Here is an 18,047-nt window from a genome sequence, read left to right on the forward strand (position 1 = left end):
TGCACCATAACTTTCAGATATCCCTTGGGGTGAGGTCGCTATTGGACGGCCTTCGCCCCCCGCTCCTAACGTCGGCCAACGACGAGCGCCGGACTGCGATCCGCGCGCCCCGAGCGGAGCGAGCACATGAGCATCACCGAACCCGGTACCGGGATCGTCTTCGTCGAACTCAGCCATCCCTGGGGGCATGGCACCCCGATCAATCCGGGTGACCCCGACATCCGGATCGAGCGGGCCGTCTATCACGCGGCGCACGGCGTGCTGAGCCAACGCATCACCACGATCATGCACGTGTCGACCCACGTGAACGCGCCGTTGCACCTCGTGCAGGGCGGCGCCGACGTGGCGAACATGCCGATCGACCTGTTCTTCGGCAACGGCGTCGTGCTCGACATCCCGAAGGGCCGCTGGGAGTACGTGACGGCGGCCGACCTCGCGGCCGCGACGCCGGCGGTCGAGAAGGGCGACATCGTCCTGATCGACACCGGTTGGCACAAGAAATACTCGGACAGCCAGGAGTATTTCGGCCAGGGCCCCGGGCTCGCGAAGGATGCGGCGCAGTGGCTGATCGACCGCGGCGCCCGGCTGGTCGGCGTCGACACCGCCTATGTCGATCATCCGCTGGCGACCTCGCTCGGCCTGCACCGCGGCGGCCCGCTGATGAAGCGGCTGCCCAAGCTCTACGAGACCGAGACCGGCCGCAGCGCCAAAGCCGACTTCCCGGACTGGAATCCGGCGCACAAGCTGCTGCTGAAAGCCGGCATCCCCACCATCGAGAATGTCGGCGGCGACCTCGCCGAGGTGGCGGGCAAGCGGTGCACTATCCACGCCTATCCGTGGCGGTTCAGCCAGGGCGACGCCTGCGTCGTCCGGCTGATGGCGATGTTCGATCCGTCCGGTGCGTATCGCATCGAGTCCGGCCGAGCCAACTGACCTGCGACGGTCGACCCACACGAGAACACGGACGACATCACCATGGGCGAGATCATCGGAGCCAACGGGCTGCGCTACTACGAGCTCAGCAACGTCTACGGGCACGGCGTGCCGCAATGGCCCTCCGCCGCGAACCTGAACGTCAGGGTTCACAAGTTCCACGCCAACGACGGCATCTTCGTGCAGCAGATCGAATCGATCATGCACCGCAGCACCCACATGGATGCGCAACTGCACGTCACCGAGAACGGCAAGTCGCTGACCGGCTACGACACCTGGCGGTTCTTCGGAACCGGCGTCGTGGTGTCGATCCCGAAGGGCAAGTGGGAGGTCATCACGCCGGACGACCTCGAGAAGGCGAACCCGAAGATCCAGCGCGGCGACATCCTGATCATCAACACCGGCTCGCACCACAAGCTCGGCGACAACGACGACTACTTCGCCTACTCGCCCGGCCTCTACAAGGAGGCGGCCGAGTGGATCGTCGAGCGCGGCGTCAAGATGCTGGGCATCGACGTGCAGGCGCTCGACCACCCGCTCGGCACCAAGCTGGCCGACCACGGGCTCGGGCCGTCGCATCCGCATCTCGACGGGGAGTACAAGGCGCTCACCGGCCGCCACATCCTCGAGGACTTTCCGCACTGGGAGCCTGCCCACAAGATCATGATGGGGGCCGGCATCCCGGGCATCGAGAACATCGGCGGCGACGTCGATCTCGTCACCGGCAAGCGTTGCACCATCATGGCGTTCCCCTGGCGCTGGCACACCGGCGAAGGCTGCGTGGTCCGGGTCGTCGCCGTGCTCGATCCCGAGCAGAAATTCCGCATCCCGACGGGGGCCTGACATGCAGCTCACCCGCTTCGCCGAGGCGAAGCCCTACGAGGCCAAGCGCCATCACGCCATGGTGGCGCTGCAACTCCAGGGCGGCGCCGCCAGCGACACCGAGGCGTTCACCTGCGGGCTCTCGCATTTCCTGCCCGGCGGCGGCGCCGAGATGTCGGCCTCGGCCTCCGAGAAGGTCTACATCGTGGTCAGCGGCGAGGTGACGGTGCTCACCGACGCGGGAGCGGTGACGCTCGGCCCGCTCGACTCGTGCCACCTCGCCCCCGGCGAGGCGCGCGCCATCGAGAACCGCGGCAATGCGGTGGCCAGCATGCTGGTCATCCTGTCGAAGACCAAAGGGTGACGGCGATGATTTCCGAACCGCTCCGCAATCCGCTGTCGCTGTTCGACGTGCGCGGCAAGTCTGCGATTGTCACCGGCGCCTCCGGCGCGTTCGGGCGCGCCACCGCCCTGATGCTGGCCTCGCTGGGCGCCACCCTCACGCTCGCCGGCGGCTCCGCCAAGGAACTCGCCGAGGTCGCCGCCGAGGTCGAGAGCCTGGGCGGACGCTGCATCACGGTGCCGCGCCGGCCCGACAGTCTCGAGGACGCGCAGGCGATGGTCGACGCGGCCCTCGCCGCGTATGGGCGCCTCGACCAGCTCGTGGTCGCGTCCGGCTACAACAAGGCCGGGTTCATCCACGAGATGAAGTACGAGGACTGGCAGGCCGTGATGGACGCCAATGTCCGCGGCGCCTGGTTCATGGCCAAGGCGGTCGGCGCCCACTTCATCGCCAACCAGGTGAAGGGCAAGGTGCTGCTGATGTCCTCGGTGCGCGGCCGCCACGGCAACGTCTCGGGCTACACGGCCTATTGCACCTCGAAGGGCGCCACCGACGCGCTGACCCGCGTGCTCGCCACCGAATGGGCGAAGCACGGCATCACGGTCAACGCCATCGCCCCGACCGTCTTCCGCTCCAAGCTCACGGCCTGGATGTTCGGCGACGACGAACTCGGGCAGGCGACCAAGAAGCGGTCGCTGTCGCGCATTCCGCTCGGGCGGCTCGGCGAGGCCGAGGATCTGATCGGCATGGCGCTCTACCTGCTTTCGCCGGCGTCCGACTTCTGCACGGGACAGGTGATGTATGTCGACGGAGGCTACACGGCCGGCTGATCGCGCCGTCGGCGTGATCGGCGCCGGCCGCATGGGTGTGGGCATCGCCCAGATCTTCGCGGCCGGCGGGTTCCGGGTCCATCTGGTGGACCCGATTGACGACGCGCGCGCCAAGGTGCCCGAGCGGCTCGCCGCCATCACGGCACGCCGGCGCCAGGCGGCCGACGTGGTCGACCGCGTGTCGCTGCACGCCACCGCGCCGGCCGAGATCGCCGGCTGCGTGCTGGTGATCGAGGCTGCCCCGGAGACGGTGGAGCTGAAGCAGCGGATTTTTCGCGACCTCGACGCGCGCTGCGGTCCGGAGGTCGTCCTCGCGACCAACACGTCGGTGATCCCGGTCTCGCGGGTCGCCACCGACGTTCGCCACCCCGGGCGCGTGCTCGGGATGCACTTCTGGAATCCGCCCTACGCGGTGCGCCTCGTCGAGGTGATCCAGGCCGAGCGCACCGACCCGGCCCTGATCGCTCCCGCGATGGCGCTGCTCGCCGAGGTGGGGCAGAAGCCCGTCCACGTCCGCAAGGACGTGCCCGGCTTCATCGGCAATCGCCTCCAGCACGCCCTCAAGCGCGAGGCGATCGCGCTGGTCGAGAACGGGGTGTGCGACGCCGAGACGGTCGACTTCGTGGTCAAGAACAGCTTCGGCGCGCGACTGGGGCTGATGGGACCGCTCGAGCAGTCGGATCTCGTCGGTCTCGGCTTGACCTTGGCGATCCATTCCGTGCTGCTGTCGGATCTCGACTGCAGCCGCGCGCCGCAACGCCTGCTCGTCGACAAGGTCGCGGCCGGAGAGACCGGCGCCGCGGTCGGCCGCGGCTTTCGCGACTGGACGCCGGAGGCGCGGGCGGAACTGGAGAACCGGCTCGACGCCGCCCTGCTCGACGCGGCGGGCGGGTCCGGGGAGACGAAGAACACTGGGTGAAAGACACTGGACGAACCAGACGCCACTGAACCGGTCGGGAAAGGGAGAGAAGCCATGACGAAAGTCTTTGCGGCCTTGCTGGGAGCGTGTCTCGCGCTCGCCGCGGGCCAAGCGGTCGCACAGACCGTGACGCTGAAGCTGTCCTTCTTCGCATCCGATACCGAGGTCAATTACGCGAAGGTCATCAAGCTCTGGGTCGATGCCGTCAACGCCGACCCCAGCGGTGCCGTGAAGATCGACGCCTATCCGAACGGAGCCCTCGGCAAGAGCCTGCCGGCGCAACCGCAGCTCGTGCTGGACGGCGTCGCCGACATCGCCTTCATCAATCCGAGCCTCGTTCCCGGCCGCTTTCCGGACGACCAGGTGTTCGAGCTGCCGGGTCTCCTGAAGGATCTCGAGGAAGGCACCAACCTCTACGCCGCGCTGGTGAAGTCGAACAGCCTGCGTGGCTACTCCGACTACTACGTGATCGGGTCGTTCGCGAACGCCAATTACAACATCTATTCCCGCCGGCCGATCCGCTCGAACGCCGATCTCAAGGGCATGAAGGTGCGGATCGTCGGTCCGATCGTCGGCCAGACCGTCAAGGAGCTCGGCATGGTGCCGATCCTGATGCCGCCGAACGAGATCGTCGAGGCGATCGGCCGCGGCACCGTCGACGCCGCGACGCTGGTGCCCGCGGCCGTGATCGACTTCGGCGTCGACCGGGTGACGAGCCACAGCTACCTGCTCGACCTCGGCTGCGGCCCGCTCGCCGTGGTGATGAACAAGGCCAAGTTCGATACCCTGCCGAAGGCCGCGCAGGACGTGATCGCCAAGTATTCCGGCGCCTGGATCAACGGCCTCTACATCAAGGCGCTGATCGAGCACAACGACGGGATCATCGCCCGCTTCAAGGCCGATCCCAAGCGCACCGTGGTGACGCCCTCCGCCGCCGACCTCGCCGCGGCCAAGGCCTCCTACGAGAAGGTCACGGCAGAGTGGGCCGCCAAGGATCCGAACAATGCGAAGATTCTGGCCAAGGTGAACGAGCTGCTGCCCCAGATCCGGGCCAAGTGACCATGGCGACGTTCGAGAGGGTGGTGAGCGCCGTCGCCAACGGCCTCGCGGTGGCGGGGCTCACCCTGCTGCTGATCATGGCGACCTTCACGATGCTCGACGGACTCCTTCGGGCCTTCGCCAACTACCCTCTCGATTTCGTCCGTGAGATCGGGGACCTGATCGCGGCGATCAGCGGCGCCGCCTGTCTCCCGATCGCCCTGCTGCGTGAGACCAACATCGTGCTGAAGTCGCTCGGCAAGGTGCTTCCGGCCCTGTTGGCGCGCGGCGTCGACCTGGTCGCGGCGCTCGTCGTCGAGGTCGTGATGATCGGCATGGCGTGGCAGTTCTGGCTCTACGGCGTGAAGGCGTTGCGGGCCGGAGAGGTGACCTGGATGCTCAATCTGCCGCGGGCGCCGTTCTGGTTCGTCGTCGACGGCATCCTGTGCTTCGCGGTCCTGGCGCAGGCCGTCGTCGTGCTGCGCCGTTTCCGCGGTGCCCCTGAAGAAACCGGTCCGGAGTTCACGGCGTGACAGCGACCCAAATCGGCATTGCGGGCCTGGTGGCGCTGTTCGTCCTGGTGGCGCTGCATGTCCCGCTCGCCTTCGCGATGATCGCGGTCGGCATCGTCGCCTTCGCGCTGCAGACGAACTGGGGGCCGGCGCTCACCTTCCTGGCGACCGAGCCGGCCCAGGTGCTCAGCAGCATGGATCTGACGGCCGTGCCGCTGTTCCTGATCATGGGCGCGTTCGTCAACGTCTCCGGATTCTCCAAGGATCTTTACGGCGCGGCCGCCGCCCTGCTGGGCCACCGGCGGGGCGGCCTGTCCTATGCCACGATCGGCGGCAGCGCCGCTTTCGGCGCCATCTGCGGATCGTCGCCCGCGACGGTCGCCACCTTCACGCGCGTCGCCTTGCCGGAGATGCTGAGCCGCGGCTACTCGCCGAGCTTCTCGGGCGCCACCATCGCGGCGGGCGGTGCCATGAAGGCGCTGATTCCGCCTTCTCTCAGCATGATCATCTACTGCGTCGTCGCCCGCGCCTACATCTTCGACGTGTTCATCGCGGCCGTCGTTCCGGCACTGATCACCATCACGGCGAACGTGATGGCGATCACGCTGCTGGTCCGCTTGACTCCCGGCATCGCTCCGATCTCGGAGCGGGTGCCGCGTGCCGAGCAGCTCGCGGCACTCAGGCGTGCGGCGCCCGCCGTGCTGCTGATCGGAACGATCTTCACGGGACTCTACAGCGGCATCTTCACGGTCAACGAGGCCGCCTCCGTCGCCGCCGTCGTGTCGTTCGGATTTGCCGCATTGCGACGGACGATCACGATCGAGAACTTCGTCGTCGGGATGCGGGACACGGCGGCGACGGCGGGCATGATCTACTTCATCCTGATCGGGTCCTCCGTCTTCACCTATTTCATCAGCCTGCCGATGATTCCGGAGCAGTTGATCAAGCTCGTCGGCGAGGTCAGCCTGCCGCCGGCCGGTATCATCGTGCTGATGCTGTGCGTCTACCTGATCCTCGGCTCGGTGTTCGACGAGCTCGCGGCCATGATCGTCACGCTGCCCTTCGCGCTGCCGATCATCCTCCATCTCGGCTATGACCCGGTCTGGTGGGGGATCATCAACGTCATCATCGTCGAGCTCGGCTTGATCATCCCGCCGATCGGGCTCGTCATCTTGATCATCAACGCGATGCGGCCGGACATTCCGCTGCCGAGCCTGTACCGCAACATCGTTCCCTTCGTGGTGGCCGACATCGTGGTCCTCGGCCTCCTGACGGTGTTTCCGGATCTCGCGCTCTGGCTGCCGGCCCTGCTGCGCGGCTGATCGGCGTGCTGCTAGAGCAGTTTTCGGTGGCGATGAATCGGACCCGAATTCCGCTCGTCCCCGCGAAAGCGGGGACCCAGGGGCGGCTCGACGTGTGGCCCCTGGATTCCCGCTTTCGCGGGAATGAGCGGAGGCTGGGTCGAGTTCAGCGGAAAAGACTCTAGGGCTCGGCAGCCCGCCCGGCCCGGCCGGCGGCACCACGGCCGGGGAGCGGTCGATCTTGCGGGAGACCTCCGATCGTGCCAAAGCGGTCCAATCGACTAGGCTCTGCCTCCTCGACGGCCCCCGAGGGCGGACTGGTGCCGCCCGTTCGGGGAGCAGGATCGCGCCTGATGCACTCCCGTCTGCTCCGCCATTTCCTCGCCGTCATCGATCACGGGCGAATCAGCGCGGCGGCGGAGGCGGTCCACATCAGCCAGCCGGCGCTCACCAAGAGCATCCACCAGCTCGAGACCAGCCTCGGCGTGCCTCTGTTCGAGCGGCGTCCGAACGGCGTGGTGCCGACGCCCTACGGCGACATTCTCGCTCGCCGCGTGCGGTTGATGGCGCTCGAGTATCACCACGCCGTGGCCGAGATCCAGGCGATCACCGGCGGTCGAGGCGGCACCATCCAGATCGGGGCCGGGCCGGTCTGGATGCTCCGCCTGCTGCCGCCCGTGATCGCCAAGTTCCAGCGCCAGCAGCCGAGCGTGAAGATCAGCATGCGGACGGGCGTCATCGACACGCTCGTCCCGGCGCTGCTCGGCGGCGAGCTCGACCTCATCTGCTCGACCCTCGATTTCCCGAGCCATCCCGAGATCGTCAAGGAGCACCTGACCGACATCCATCACATGCTCGCGACGAGCGCACGGCACCCGCTGGCGCAGGGCGACGACATCGCGGCCGCCGATCTCCTGAAATATCCGTGGATCGCGCTGGCCAACGACTTTGTCGGCTCCAGCCGGGTCAACTCGTTCTTCGCCGCCAACGAACTCGCGCCGCCGCGCGTCGCGGTGGAAACGAGCTCGATCGCCAGCATCCTGTCGCTGCTGCAGGCCGGCGACTACATCGTCAACCTGCCGACCGTGATGCTGCCCTACATGGAGGCGTTCGGCCTCACCCGGCTGGCGATCCACGGCACCCTGTGGGAATTCTCGGCCGGGATCGCATATCGGCGCACCAATACCCCCATCCCGGTCGTCAAGGCGTTCTCCGCGATGCTGCGCGCGTCCTTCTTGCCGCCCGATCCCGATCCTCTGGACCTCGATCCGATCTGAGTGCAGCGAGCCGATCGCTCATCCTGCCGTCGGACGCGCCAGCCCCAGAAGATCGCGCGCCTGGTCCGGCGTCGCCGGCACCGCGTCGAGCGCCTCGACGATCCGCAACGCCTTGTCGACCAGCGCGGCATTGCTCGGTGCCAGCACGCCTCGCTCGATATAGAGATTGTCCTCCAGTCCCACCCGGACGTGCCCGCCGAGCAGAACGGCCTGCGCCACCATCGGGAACTCGTGCCCCCCGATCCCGAACCCGGTCCAGAACGCGTTCTTCGGAAGCATGTCGCGCATCAGCAGCAGCGCCTCGATGGTCGCCGGCGCGCCCCACGGGACCCCGAGGCAGATCTGGAACATCGCCGGAGTCGCCAGGGCACCCTCCTCGATCAGCCGCAGCGCCAGGCGGATGTTGCCGGTGTCGAACAGCTCGAGCTCGGCCGTCGCGCCGGCAGCCCGCACGCGCGCCGCCATGGTGCGCAGATGCGCCGGGGTGTTGACGAAGACGAACTCGCCGAAATTCATCGTCGTGATGTCGAGCGTGCAGATCTCCGGCCGCAGCGCCTCGATGTGGCGCACCCGCGCCTCGGGCGTGGCGAGCGTGCTGCCGGCGCCGCCGACCTTCGGATCCTCGACCGACGGAATGAAGCGCGCGCCCGCGCCGGTCGTGAGATTGATGATGACGTCCGTGTTCTCGGCGCGGATCCGCTGCACCACCTCGGCGTAGTGCTCGAGCCTGGAGCTCGGCTTGCCGGTGGCGGGATCGCGGACATGGATGTGGACGATCGCGGCACCTGCCCGCGCCGCCTCGAGCGACGAGACGGCGATCTGCTCCGGCGTCACCGGAATCGCGGGATGCTTGCCGACCGTGTCCCCGCCGCCCGTGATGGCGCAGGTGACGACGACGGGGCGCCTTCCGGACGGGGATCGGGGCTTGTCTGGCATGGTTTTGCTCGGTGATGGACAGACGCTCCGCGGGGTTGCGGCTGGACGATCGAGCGTCGCATCGGCGGATCATGCCGGTCGCGGTCGCCGGGACGAAATAGAATCGGCGACAGGCTCCATAGCCTGGGGTTATCCCGCGGTCCGCCGCACGCGCCGGCCGAGCAGGGCCCGGCCCGTCGCCGTGTCGCGGATGCGGGCGACGAATTGGCGCCGAGGCGGCCCAAGACGAAGGGTGTTCGTCCGCTACGGCTACGCCGCGAGGCGATCCGGCCTTGCGGCGAGCAGGCAGCGCGTGTGCTCGTGTCGGTCGTCGGCACCGAGGTCGCGGGCGGCGCAGCGGTCGACGATGCGGCCGCGATGCATCACCAGAACCTCGTCGGCGATCCAGCCCACCACGTCCGGATCGTGGCCGACGAACAGCATGGCGAAGCCGCGCTCCTGCTGCAGCCGTCGCAGCAGCATCAGGATCTGCACCTGGACGGTGGCGTCCAGCGCCGAGACCGCCTCGTCGCAGACCAGGAGGTCGGGCTCGCACAGGAGCGCCCGGGCGATGCAGACCCGTTGGCGCTGTCCGCCCGAGATCTGGTGCGGGTAGCGGCCGAGCAGCGCGGGGTCGAGCCCGACGGCGGCGATCGCGTCGGCGACCCGGTCGCGGGATTCGGCGCGGGACATGCCGGCGAGGCGCATCGGCTCGCCGGCGAGCCGCTCGATGGTCAGGCGCGGATTGAGCGCGCCGGCCGGGTTCTGGAAGACGAGCTGGCAGCGCCGCCGCAGCGCCTGCGGGATTGTCGGGCGCTCCGCCGTCAGGGTGCAGCCGGGCAGCCGGATGCGCCCTTCGGCCGGTCGCCGCAGGCCGACGATGGCGGCCGCCAGCGTGCTCTTGCCGGAGCCGGATTCGCCGAGCAGGCCGAGCGTGCGCCCGCGCGCCAGCGTGAAGCTCGCCCCGGCGAGCGCGCGCAGCGGCTTGCCGAACAGGCCCTTGCCCGGATAGTCGACCGCGAGACCCTCGACGGCGAGCACCGGCTCGTCGCTGCCCGGCCGCTCGGTCGCAGGGGCGCTCAGCAGAATGCGCCGCGCCGAGACGAGCCGCTCCGTATAGGCGAGCCGCGGCGCGCTCAGCACGCGGGCGGCCGGGCCGGCCTCGACGATCTCTCCGGTCCGCATCACCGCGATCTCGTCGGCCAGCGTGCGGGCGAGCGCGAGGTCGTGGGTGATGAACAGCATCGCCATGCCGCGGCTGTCCTGCAGGCGAAGCAGCAGCCGCGTCACCTCGGCCTGGACGCTGGTGTCGAGCGCGCTGGTCGGCTCGTCGGCGACCAGCAGGTCGGGCGAGCCGGCAAGCGCCATGGCGATCATCACGCGCTGCTGCTGGCCGCCCGACAGCTCGTGCGGGTAGCGGCGAGCGTAAGCCGGATCGGCGAGCTCGACCTCGCCCAGCAGCGCGAGGGTTCGCTGCCGGCGTGCCGTGGCTCCGCGCAGGCCGGCGCGCTGGAGGGCCTCGGCGATCTGGGCGCCGATCCGCAGGAACGGGTTGAGGCAGGACATCGGGTCCTGGAACACCATGGCGATGCGGCGCCCGCGTAGCGCCCGCATGGCGGGCTCGTCGCCGAGCGCGAGCGGCGCGCCCTCGAAGGTGGCCCGGGTGCCGGGCCCGACCTCGAGCCCGGGCGGCAGCAGGCCCATCGTGGCCAGCGCCGTGAGCGACTTGCCGGAGCCGGATTCGCCGACCAGCGCCAGCGTGCGGCCGTGGGCGACCTCGAAGGCGACGTCGCGCACCAGCGCGCCGTGCGGCGCCAGCACCGAAAGGTCACGGACGACGAGCAGCGGTGCGGCGGTCATGCGGTCACCCTCGGGTCGATCAGACGATGCAGGATGTCGGTGAGCGCATTGATCACCACCAGCGCGACCGCGATCACCACGATGGTCGCCTGGATGACCGGATAGTCGCGGCCATGGATCGCGTTGAGCAGCAGGCTTCCCATGCCGGGCAGGCCGAACAGCACCTCCATGGTCAGCGTCCCGGCGACGAGGCCCGCCAGCACCAGGCCGGACAGCGTGAGGGCGATCGGCAGGGCGGTCGGCAGCAGATGGACGACGACGACGCGCAGCGGATGCAGGCCTTTGGCGCGGGCGGTGCGGACATGCGCGGCCGCGGTCGCCTCGCGCAGCTCTTCGTAGAGCGGCTTGACGATCTGGCCGGCGCTGTCGATCCCGACGATCAGCACGGGCAGCACCATGCTGCCGAGCACCGGCAGCCAGCCGAGCCACACCGAGAACACGAGGATGCCGAGCACGCCGACGCAGAAGGTCGGGAAGGCGATCGACCAGATGTTGACCGCATCGATCAGCGCGGTGGTGCGGCGGCTGCCGCTGGTCGCCGCCATGACGGCGAGCCCGAAGGCGATCACCAGGCCGACCACGAAGCTCATGCCGGCGAACCTGAGAGTCGTGGGCAGGGCCGTCGCCAGCATGCCGGCGACCGGCCGGCGGAACCGGATCGACTCGCCGAAGTCGCCGGCGAGCGCGGCGCTGCTCCAGGCGAGAAGCTGGGCCCCGATCGAGCGGTCGAGGCCGAGCTCGTGACGCATCACCTGCTGCTGCGCGTCGGTCAGGTCGCCTTGCGTGGCCAGCACGTCGACGGTGTCGCCCGGCACCACCCGGGCCAGCAGGAACACCAGGACGACGATGGCGGCGGCCTGCAGCAGCATCTTGCCCAGACGTAACGCGAGGCCGGCGAGCGTGTTCATGGCTGCGGCTCCGGTCCGGCGGCGCCGCGCGCATGGCGGAGCGGATCGAGGCGATGCCGCAGGTCGTCGCCGATCAGCGACAGGCTCGCGGTCAAGACCACGATGGCGATCACGGGCGCCAGGATGGCGTGCGGCGCGATCTCGATATAGCGGCTCGAGTCGGCGACCATGCGGCCCCAGGTGGGCGCGTCCGGCGAGGAGCCCAGCCCGAGGAAGCTCAGCACCGATTCGGTGACGATGCAGCGCGGCAGCACGATCGCGGCCTGGGTGATCAGAGCGCCGGCGAGATTGGGCAGGACGTGCAGGCCGAGCACGTGCAGCGGGCCGCCCCCGAAGGTGCGTGCCGCCACCACATAGTCCTGCGCCATCTCGCGGCGGTATGCGGCGCGCGCCACATAGGCGAAGAACGGCGCAAACGACAGGCCGAGCGCGATCGCCACCGAACCGACGCCCGCCCCGAGCGCCACCACCAGCAGCAGCGCCAGCAGGATCGGCGGGAGGGCGCGGACGAGATCGACGGCGCCGAACACCAACGTGTCGGCGACGCGCCCGAGGGCCAACGCGACAAGACCGATGCCGCCGCCGATCAGCGAGGCGATGGCGGCGCCGCCGACGCCGATCAGCAGGGTCGTGCGGGTGCCGACCAGCAGGCGGGACAGCACGTCGCGGCCGATATGGTCGGTGCCGAGCCAGTGCGCCGCGCTCGGCGCCTGGTTGAGGGCGAGCAGATCCTGATCGAGCGGATCGTAGGGAGCGATCGCCGGCGCGACCGCGGCCACGACCACGATCGCGGCGACCAGCAGGCCGGCGACGACGACCGTGACGGGCGGCCGGTCGGAGCGTCGATCGAGCCGTGTCGCAGACGTCAGCGCGAGCGACATGGCGTCAGCCTGCGAGCCAGGTCCGGGCGAGGCCGCCGCTCGCCCAGTTGGGCGACCAGGTGAAGCCGGGATCGTAGCCCTGCACCTGACGACGGAACGCGATCAGATCGGCGGCATGGCCGAGCACGACCGTGTAATAGTTGTCGATCACGCGCTGCCAGGCCGCCGTGTAGGATGCCTTGCGGCCGGCGGGATCGGGCGCCGCGACGGCGGCCTTCACCAACCGGTCGAACTCGGGATCCTGCACGCCGCCCCACAGCACCGGGTTGGGGCCGTCGCTCATCAGCCGCACATAGCGCAGGAACACGTCGGCGCGCGGACCCGAATGGATGACCGTGACGTCCCAGTCGTACTGGCCGAGCCGCTTCTGCGTGCCGATGTCGTCGAGCGCCACGTGGTTCACCTGGAAACCGAGCCGGCGCAGCATCTGGACGGCGACCTGCGGATAGCTCTCCTGCCAGGAGACCAGCTCGATGCGCACCTCCGCGGGCTTGACGCCGGCCTCGGCGAGCAGCGCCTTCGCCTTGTCGAGGTCCGGCCTGGCGTGGGCATCGCGGTCGTGCTGCGCCTGGTCGAAATAGACGTTGCCGGGCGCCACCATCTGGTTGGTGACGACGCCGTTGTCGCCGGCGACGAACCGCATGAAGGCGGTCTTGTCCATGGCGTAGGCGATGGCGCGGCGCACCCGCAGATCGTCGAAGGGCGGGCGCGGCTTGCGGTTGTTGAACGAGAGAAAGTACCAGCTCGTGTCCTTGAGGGGCCGCACCGCGATCTCGCCGGACTTGGCGAGCTGCGCCGCGACGTCACGCGTGACATTGGCGATGTGAAGGTCGCCGGCGCGCAATGCCAGGGCCTTGTCGACGTCGTCGCGCAGGTCGCAGTCGACCGCCTCGAGATAGGGCATGCCGGCGCGCCAGTATCCGGCATGGGCCGGCGCCGTCAGCCGCACCTTGGGCTGCCAGGGTCCGAACCGGAACGGCCCGGTGCCGATCGGTGTGCGGACGGTGTCGGTCCAGCCGTCCGACCTCGGCGACACGATCCACAGCTCCGACATCAGCCCGAGCAGCGGGCCGTAAGGCTCCTTCAGCGAGACGACGACCGTGCGGGCGTCGGGCGCGGTGGCCGCGTCGACGAGCTTCATGGCGGAGGCGAGCCAGCCGCCGGAGATGCGCGTCTTGACGCGCTCGATATTGGCGACCACGTCGGCCGCCGTCAGCACCGCGCCGTCATGGAACGTCACGCCGTCGCGCAGCGTGAAGCGGTAGGTCTTGCCGTCCTCGGAGATGTCGAACGACTCAGCCAGGAACGGCTCGATGCCGCCGTCCGGCCCGATCGAGGTCAGCGCCTCGACATAGAGCTGCTGCACCCCGATGCTGCCGGTGTGGCGGTGCGGATCGGAGGTGTCGAGGCCGAGCGTCGCGTATTTCAGCACGCCGCCGCGGCGCGGCGCATCCGCCGCGCGAGACGGGCCGGGCAGCGCGGCGGCGAGCCCGAGCGCGGCCGCGCCGGCGAGAACGTGGCGGCGGTTCACGGAACGAGGGGCGCTTCGCACGGGGGTGTCTCCTTCGGTTGCGTCTCGGCGCGAGGCGCGGAGCTCTGCAGCGGCCGGCCGTCCATGTCGCCATGGCCGACGCCGAGATGGCGCAGGATGGTCGGGGCGAGGTCGACGACGCGAACCTCTTCGGCGCGTTCCGCGCCGCGGCCGAAGCCGGCTCCGTCGATCATCAGGAACGGCGACTGCTCGAAGGCCGCGAGGCCGCCGTGCTGGCCGCAGCCGAGCCGGTCCGGCTTCCCGTCGCGCGGCTTGGCCGCGAGGCTGGTGCCGGGAACGCCGTGCTGGTTCGGCGTGTCGTCGGCCCGCATCGAGATCGCGAAGGCGAGCCCGTGCCGCGGCGCTTGTCCGATGTCGCCGAGGGCATCGGCAGCGATCACCGCGCCGGCCCAGGGCTGCGCGCGGAAGAACGTGGCGAGCCGCGGCAGGCGGTCATGGTGGTCCGGGTGGACATAGACGAGCGCCGAGGTGCCGTTGGAGATCGCCAGCACGTCGCGCGACGCCTCGCTCTCCTTCAGGCCGGCCGCGATCAGCTCGGCGTCGATGTCGACGATGCCGCCGACCGTCTGGTGGCCGTGGTCGGAGCCGACGATCAGCAGCACGTCGTCGCCACTTTCGCGCAGTTTGTCGACGGCGGCCATCACGGTGGCGGCGTTGCGGTCGGCCGCCCGCAGCGTGTCGAGATGCGCGGGCGAGCCGAGCGGGGCGTTGTGCTGAATGTGGTCGGGCTCGCCCATCCACAGCACCGCGAGTGCCGGGCGGCGCGCGGCCAGGACCTCGGCGACGAAGCGTTCGGTCATGCGGCGGTCGCCCTCGGCGTCGAGCGTGATGCGGAGCTGCTCCGCCTCGGGCAGCGGCGTGCGGCCCGGCCCGAACGAGCCGACGCGGTGATAGACGTGACCGTGGCCGTCGGGGTCGTGGGCGTAGGCGGCGCCGGGCGAGACATTGTTGAAGACGATCGCGCCGCCATGCGGGGCGAGCCGCTCGGCCAGCGTCGGCACCGCGAGCGAGCGGCCGGTGGCCCGGCGCTTGTGTTGCAGGAAGTCCGGATGGCCGGCGTCGTGCGGCACCAGGGCGCCGTTCTCGACGAGGGCGAGCGAGTTGCCCTGCAGCTCGTGGCGGGCCGGCCAGCAGCCGGTCGCGAGCGTCGCCGAGACCACGCGGGTCGCCGACGGGAAGGCTGAGCGATAAAAGGGGAATCGTTCGGCGCGCGCCGCGAAGGCGGCCAGGTGAGGAGTCTGCTCCGCCGTGACGAAGTCGCGGCGCAGCCCGTCGAGAACGACCAGGACGGCGCGTCGCATCAGGCGACTCCATTGATGGCGAAATCGAAGATGTCGAAGTTGCGCAGACCGTTCGCGGCGCGCGCCGCGTAGTCCGCCGTCAACGGATGCGACAGCAGGAACGGCACCGGCTGCTCGGCGAGGCTGCCGTGCGAGCGCAGCCGCTCGCCGGCGAGTTGCGACAGGTCGTGATCGGCGGCCCGCGCCCCGAGGGCGATGCCGCGCGCGGCGACGACGACGATGTCGGCCTCGCGATCGGGCGGAAGCTCGAGCCGTGCGCAGGCCTCGTCGGTGCGCAGCGCGTGCTGGACGCCGGGCAGGGCGCGGACGAAGGCCGCGACCGCGTCGGCATCGAGATCGTCGCGCATCAGATGGACCCGCACGAAGCCGCCGAGCGCGCCGTGGTGGCGCACGAACGGGTCCGTGATCGGGCAGATTACCCGGGTCGCATCGCGCCCGAACGCGTCGTCGAGCCGGTCGCCGAGATAGAGCACGGCGGGCGTGCCGTCGGGCCGGGCCATATCGGTCATGCCGTGGTCGGCGACGATGCCGAGCGTCGCGCCCCGCGCGATCAGCGCGGCAAACCGCGCGTCCACGGCGCGCATGAAGTCGTTTGCCTCCGGCGTGCCGGGCGCGTGCTTGTGCTGCACGTAGTCAGACAGCGACAGATAGAGGAGTTCCGGCCGGCGCGTCTCCAGCAGGCGGATGCCGGCGTCGAGCACGAACAGCGAGAGGTCGGCCGAGTACGGGTCCGGCGTGCCGCGGCCGACCAGCGCCGGCACCTCGTCGATGCCGTGCTCGGGCATGGTCGCGGCGTCGGCCTTCTCGGCCGAGAAGGCGATGCCGTGGAGGTCGTGGCCGAGCGCCTTGCGCAGCTTGTCCTTCGCCGTCACGGCGGCGACGCGCGCGCCGGCCTGCGAGAAGCATGCGAGAATCGTCGGGGCGCGCAGCAGCGAGGCGTCGAGCATCATGATCTCGCGGCCGCTGGCGCGATCGAGATAATAGTTGCCGGAGACGCCGTGCACGGCGGGCGGGGCGCCGCAGACGATCGAGACGTTGTTCGGGTTGGTGAAGGTCGGCATGGCGGCGAGCGCGATGTCATGGAAGCCGCCGCGGATCATGCGTTCGATGGTCGGCACCACGCCGGCGGCGCGCGCCGCGTCGATATAGGCGGGATCGCAGCCGTCGAAGCAGACCACGACGGTCGGCCGGCGCGGCCAGCCATAGGCGCGGCCGTTCACCTCGAGCGCGGCGGCCGAGGGGAGGGGGGCGGAAACGGCGACGGCAGGGATGGGGTTCGGCACGGCTGTCCTCGCGGGGCACCGGTCTCATGGTGGGTGCATCTCCCGTCCTTACCCACACTCGCTGACACATTTGTGACGGTCTGTGCGCAAATGTCCCTTGACGGTCGGGCAGGGCCACCCCGATGGTTCGCTGGCCTGGGAGACCGAATCGAGCGGTGCTGCCGCGCGGGACCGGAGACTTGGAGGACGACGTGGGACAGGTGACGGCGCTCGAGCTCGGCGACGCCCCGTACGACGCGGCGCTCGCGGTGCGGATCTGCTGGTACTACTTCAAGGAAGGCCAGACCCAGGACGCCATCGCCCAGCGGCTCGGCCTCACCCGCAAGCGCGTCAACCGCATCCTCAGCGACGCCCGCGAGACCGGGATCGTGCAGATCACCATTACCGGGCCGGTGGCGCCCTGCGTCGCGCTGGAGAGCCGGCTGATCGCCCGCTTCGGCCTGCGCGAGGCCGTGGTGGTGCCGTCGCCGGCCGAGGGCATGGACGTCCGCGGCATCGTCGGCGCGGCGGCGGGACGCTTCGTGTCGGAGCGTCTGGCGCCGGCGGCGGCGCTCGGTATCACCTGGGGCGGCACCATCCACGCCGCGGGCCAGAACCTCGCGCGCCGGACGGGGCAGAACAACACCGTGGTGCTGCTGTGCGGCGGGCTCGCCGAGAGCACCACCATCAACCCCTACGACAACGCCGCCTCGTTCGCGCGGGCGCTCGACGCCACCTGCTATTACGTGACGGCGCCGATGCACACCGAGACGCGGGAGCTGCGCGACGCGCTGGTCCGCAGCGATCCTGTTCGGCGCGTTCTCGCCATGGTGGAGCGGCTCGACCTCGTGCTGCTGAGCGCCATCGACCTGACCTCGCACTCGAAGGCGCTCGAATACGGCGTGATCACGCCCGAGCTCTGGCGGTCGCTGCGCGAGGCCGGAGCCGTCGGCGACATCTGCGGCCACTATCTCGACGCGGCCGGCCGGCCGGTCGACCACCCGATCGCGGACCGCACCGTCGGCCCGGACCTCGATGCGCTCCGCATGGTGCCGCAGCGCGTGCTCGCCGCCGGCGGCCGGCACAAGGTCGCGGCGATCCGAGCGGCCATCGAGGCGGGGCTCGTCCACGTGCTGATCACCGACGAGGCGGCGGCGCACGACCTGCTGCGATGACGCGGCACGATCTGTCGCGCGTCGCAGCGATCTCGCGCCGGCCGACCTTCCCCGGAACGGCGCGCCAAGGATCAGATCTCCGTCGCGCCGGCCCGCAATGGCACGGATCGCGCATGGCGTCGGCACGTCGGACTGTGCGCGTCAAATAGGCTTTGCCGCGGACGCGCCCGCCGTTATCGAGAGCGCGGGTCGCGCCGCAGCGTGGCCGCGGGGAGAGG

The 18,047-nt window shown here is 70.0% G+C and carries 17 protein-coding genes; 10 read left to right on the forward strand and 7 right to left on the reverse strand.

Annotation, left to right across the window (positions count from 1 at the left end; all coding sequences use genetic code 11):
* The first annotated feature begins 126 nt into the window (after positions 1–126).
* The 9 genes from HXX10_RS03505 to HXX10_RS03545 all read left to right on the forward strand — a co-directional run bounded on the left by HXX10_RS03505 (position 127) and on the right by HXX10_RS03545 (position 7,975).
* Positions 127–933 (forward strand): cyclase family protein, encoded by an 807-nt coding sequence (locus HXX10_RS03505; protein ID WP_296520137.1) that lies wholly within the window; start codon positions 127–129, stop codon positions 931–933.
* 42 nt (positions 934–975) lie between these two features.
* Entirely contained in the window at positions 976–1,776 is an 801-nt protein-coding gene (locus HXX10_RS03510) for a cyclase family protein (RefSeq protein WP_296520139.1), read from the forward strand.
* Position 1,777: 1 nt separating this feature from the next.
* Positions 1,778–2,119, forward strand: a complete 342-nt coding sequence (locus HXX10_RS03515) for a cupin domain-containing protein (protein ID WP_296520140.1) — start codon at positions 1,778–1,780, stop codon at positions 2,117–2,119.
* A 5-nt stretch (positions 2,120–2,124) separates the two neighbouring features.
* On the forward strand, positions 2,125–2,928 hold the full coding sequence (locus tag HXX10_RS03520; protein WP_296520142.1) for an SDR family oxidoreductase: 804 nt from the start codon (positions 2,125–2,127) through the stop codon (positions 2,926–2,928).
* Positions 2,900–3,847 (forward strand): 3-hydroxyacyl-CoA dehydrogenase NAD-binding domain-containing protein, encoded by a 948-nt coding sequence (locus HXX10_RS03525; protein WP_296520143.1) that lies wholly within the window; start codon positions 2,900–2,902, stop codon positions 3,845–3,847. Before HXX10_RS03520 ends, HXX10_RS03525 begins: the two co-directional genes overlap by 29 nt.
* A 54-nt stretch (positions 3,848–3,901) precedes the next feature.
* Positions 3,902–4,906, forward strand: a complete 1,005-nt coding sequence (gene dctP, locus HXX10_RS03530; protein ID WP_296520144.1) for a TRAP transporter substrate-binding protein DctP — start codon at positions 3,902–3,904, stop codon at positions 4,904–4,906.
* 2 nt (positions 4,907–4,908) lie between these two features.
* Positions 4,909–5,418, forward strand: a complete 510-nt coding sequence (locus tag HXX10_RS03535; protein WP_296520145.1) for a TRAP transporter small permease — start codon at positions 4,909–4,911, stop codon at positions 5,416–5,418.
* Positions 5,415–6,719 (forward strand): TRAP transporter large permease, encoded by a 1,305-nt coding sequence (locus HXX10_RS03540; protein WP_296520146.1) that lies wholly within the window; start codon positions 5,415–5,417, stop codon positions 6,717–6,719. Before HXX10_RS03535 ends, HXX10_RS03540 begins: the two co-directional genes overlap by 4 nt.
* A 332-nt stretch (positions 6,720–7,051) precedes the next feature.
* A complete protein-coding gene (locus tag HXX10_RS03545; protein WP_296520147.1) occupies positions 7,052–7,975 on the forward strand; it encodes a LysR family transcriptional regulator in 924 nt (307 codons plus the stop codon).
* An 18-nt stretch (positions 7,976–7,993) separates the two neighbouring features.
* On the opposite strand, the gene HXX10_RS03550 is transcribed toward HXX10_RS03545, so the two are convergent.
* The 7 genes from HXX10_RS03550 to phnA form a co-directional block, all read right to left on the reverse strand.
* Positions 7,994–8,911 (reverse strand): 3-keto-5-aminohexanoate cleavage protein, encoded by a 918-nt coding sequence (locus HXX10_RS03550; RefSeq protein ID WP_296520148.1) that lies wholly within the window; start codon positions 8,909–8,911, stop codon positions 7,994–7,996.
* Positions 8,912–9,160: 249 nt separating this feature from the next.
* A complete protein-coding gene (locus tag HXX10_RS03555) occupies positions 9,161–10,750 on the reverse strand; it encodes an ABC transporter ATP-binding protein (protein ID WP_296520149.1) in 1,590 nt (529 codons plus the stop codon).
* The gene (locus tag HXX10_RS03560; protein ID WP_296520150.1) at positions 10,747–11,658 is read right to left on the reverse strand and encodes an ABC transporter permease; all 912 of its coding nucleotides are present in this window, start codon (positions 11,656–11,658) and stop codon (positions 10,747–10,749) included. Before HXX10_RS03560 ends, HXX10_RS03555 begins: the two co-directional genes overlap by 4 nt.
* Positions 11,655–12,539: an ABC transporter permease gene (locus tag HXX10_RS03565; RefSeq protein WP_296520151.1), complete on the reverse strand. Its 885-nt coding sequence runs from the start codon at positions 12,537–12,539 to the stop codon at positions 11,655–11,657. Before HXX10_RS03565 ends, HXX10_RS03560 begins: the two co-directional genes overlap by 4 nt.
* 4 nt (positions 12,540–12,543) lie before the next feature.
* Positions 12,544–14,091 carry an ABC transporter substrate-binding protein gene (locus tag HXX10_RS03570; RefSeq protein WP_296520152.1) on the reverse strand — a complete coding sequence of 516 codons (1,548 nt, stop codon included), beginning with the start codon at positions 14,089–14,091 and terminating at the stop codon, positions 12,544–12,546.
* The gene (locus HXX10_RS03575; protein WP_296520153.1) at positions 14,067–15,392 is read right to left on the reverse strand and encodes an alkaline phosphatase family protein; all 1,326 of its coding nucleotides are present in this window, start codon (positions 15,390–15,392) and stop codon (positions 14,067–14,069) included. Before HXX10_RS03575 ends, HXX10_RS03570 begins: the two co-directional genes overlap by 25 nt.
* The gene (gene phnA, locus HXX10_RS03580) at positions 15,392–16,675 is read right to left on the reverse strand and encodes a phosphonoacetate hydrolase (protein WP_296520154.1); all 1,284 of its coding nucleotides are present in this window, start codon (positions 16,673–16,675) and stop codon (positions 15,392–15,394) included. The genes HXX10_RS03575 and phnA overlap by 1 nt, the downstream gene beginning before the upstream one ends.
* 179 nt (positions 16,676–16,854) lie before the next feature.
* On the opposite strand from phnA, the gene HXX10_RS03585 reads away from it, so the two are divergent.
* The gene (locus HXX10_RS03585; protein WP_296520155.1) at positions 16,855–17,829 is read left to right on the forward strand and encodes a sugar-binding transcriptional regulator; all 975 of its coding nucleotides are present in this window, start codon (positions 16,855–16,857) and stop codon (positions 17,827–17,829) included.
* Positions 17,830–18,047 lie beyond the last annotated feature (218 nt).

Origin of the sequence: Rhodoplanes sp. (genome assembly GCF_013377085.1) — a bacterium.
Classification (GTDB): Bacteria; Pseudomonadota; Alphaproteobacteria; order Rhizobiales; family Xanthobacteraceae; genus Rhodoplanes.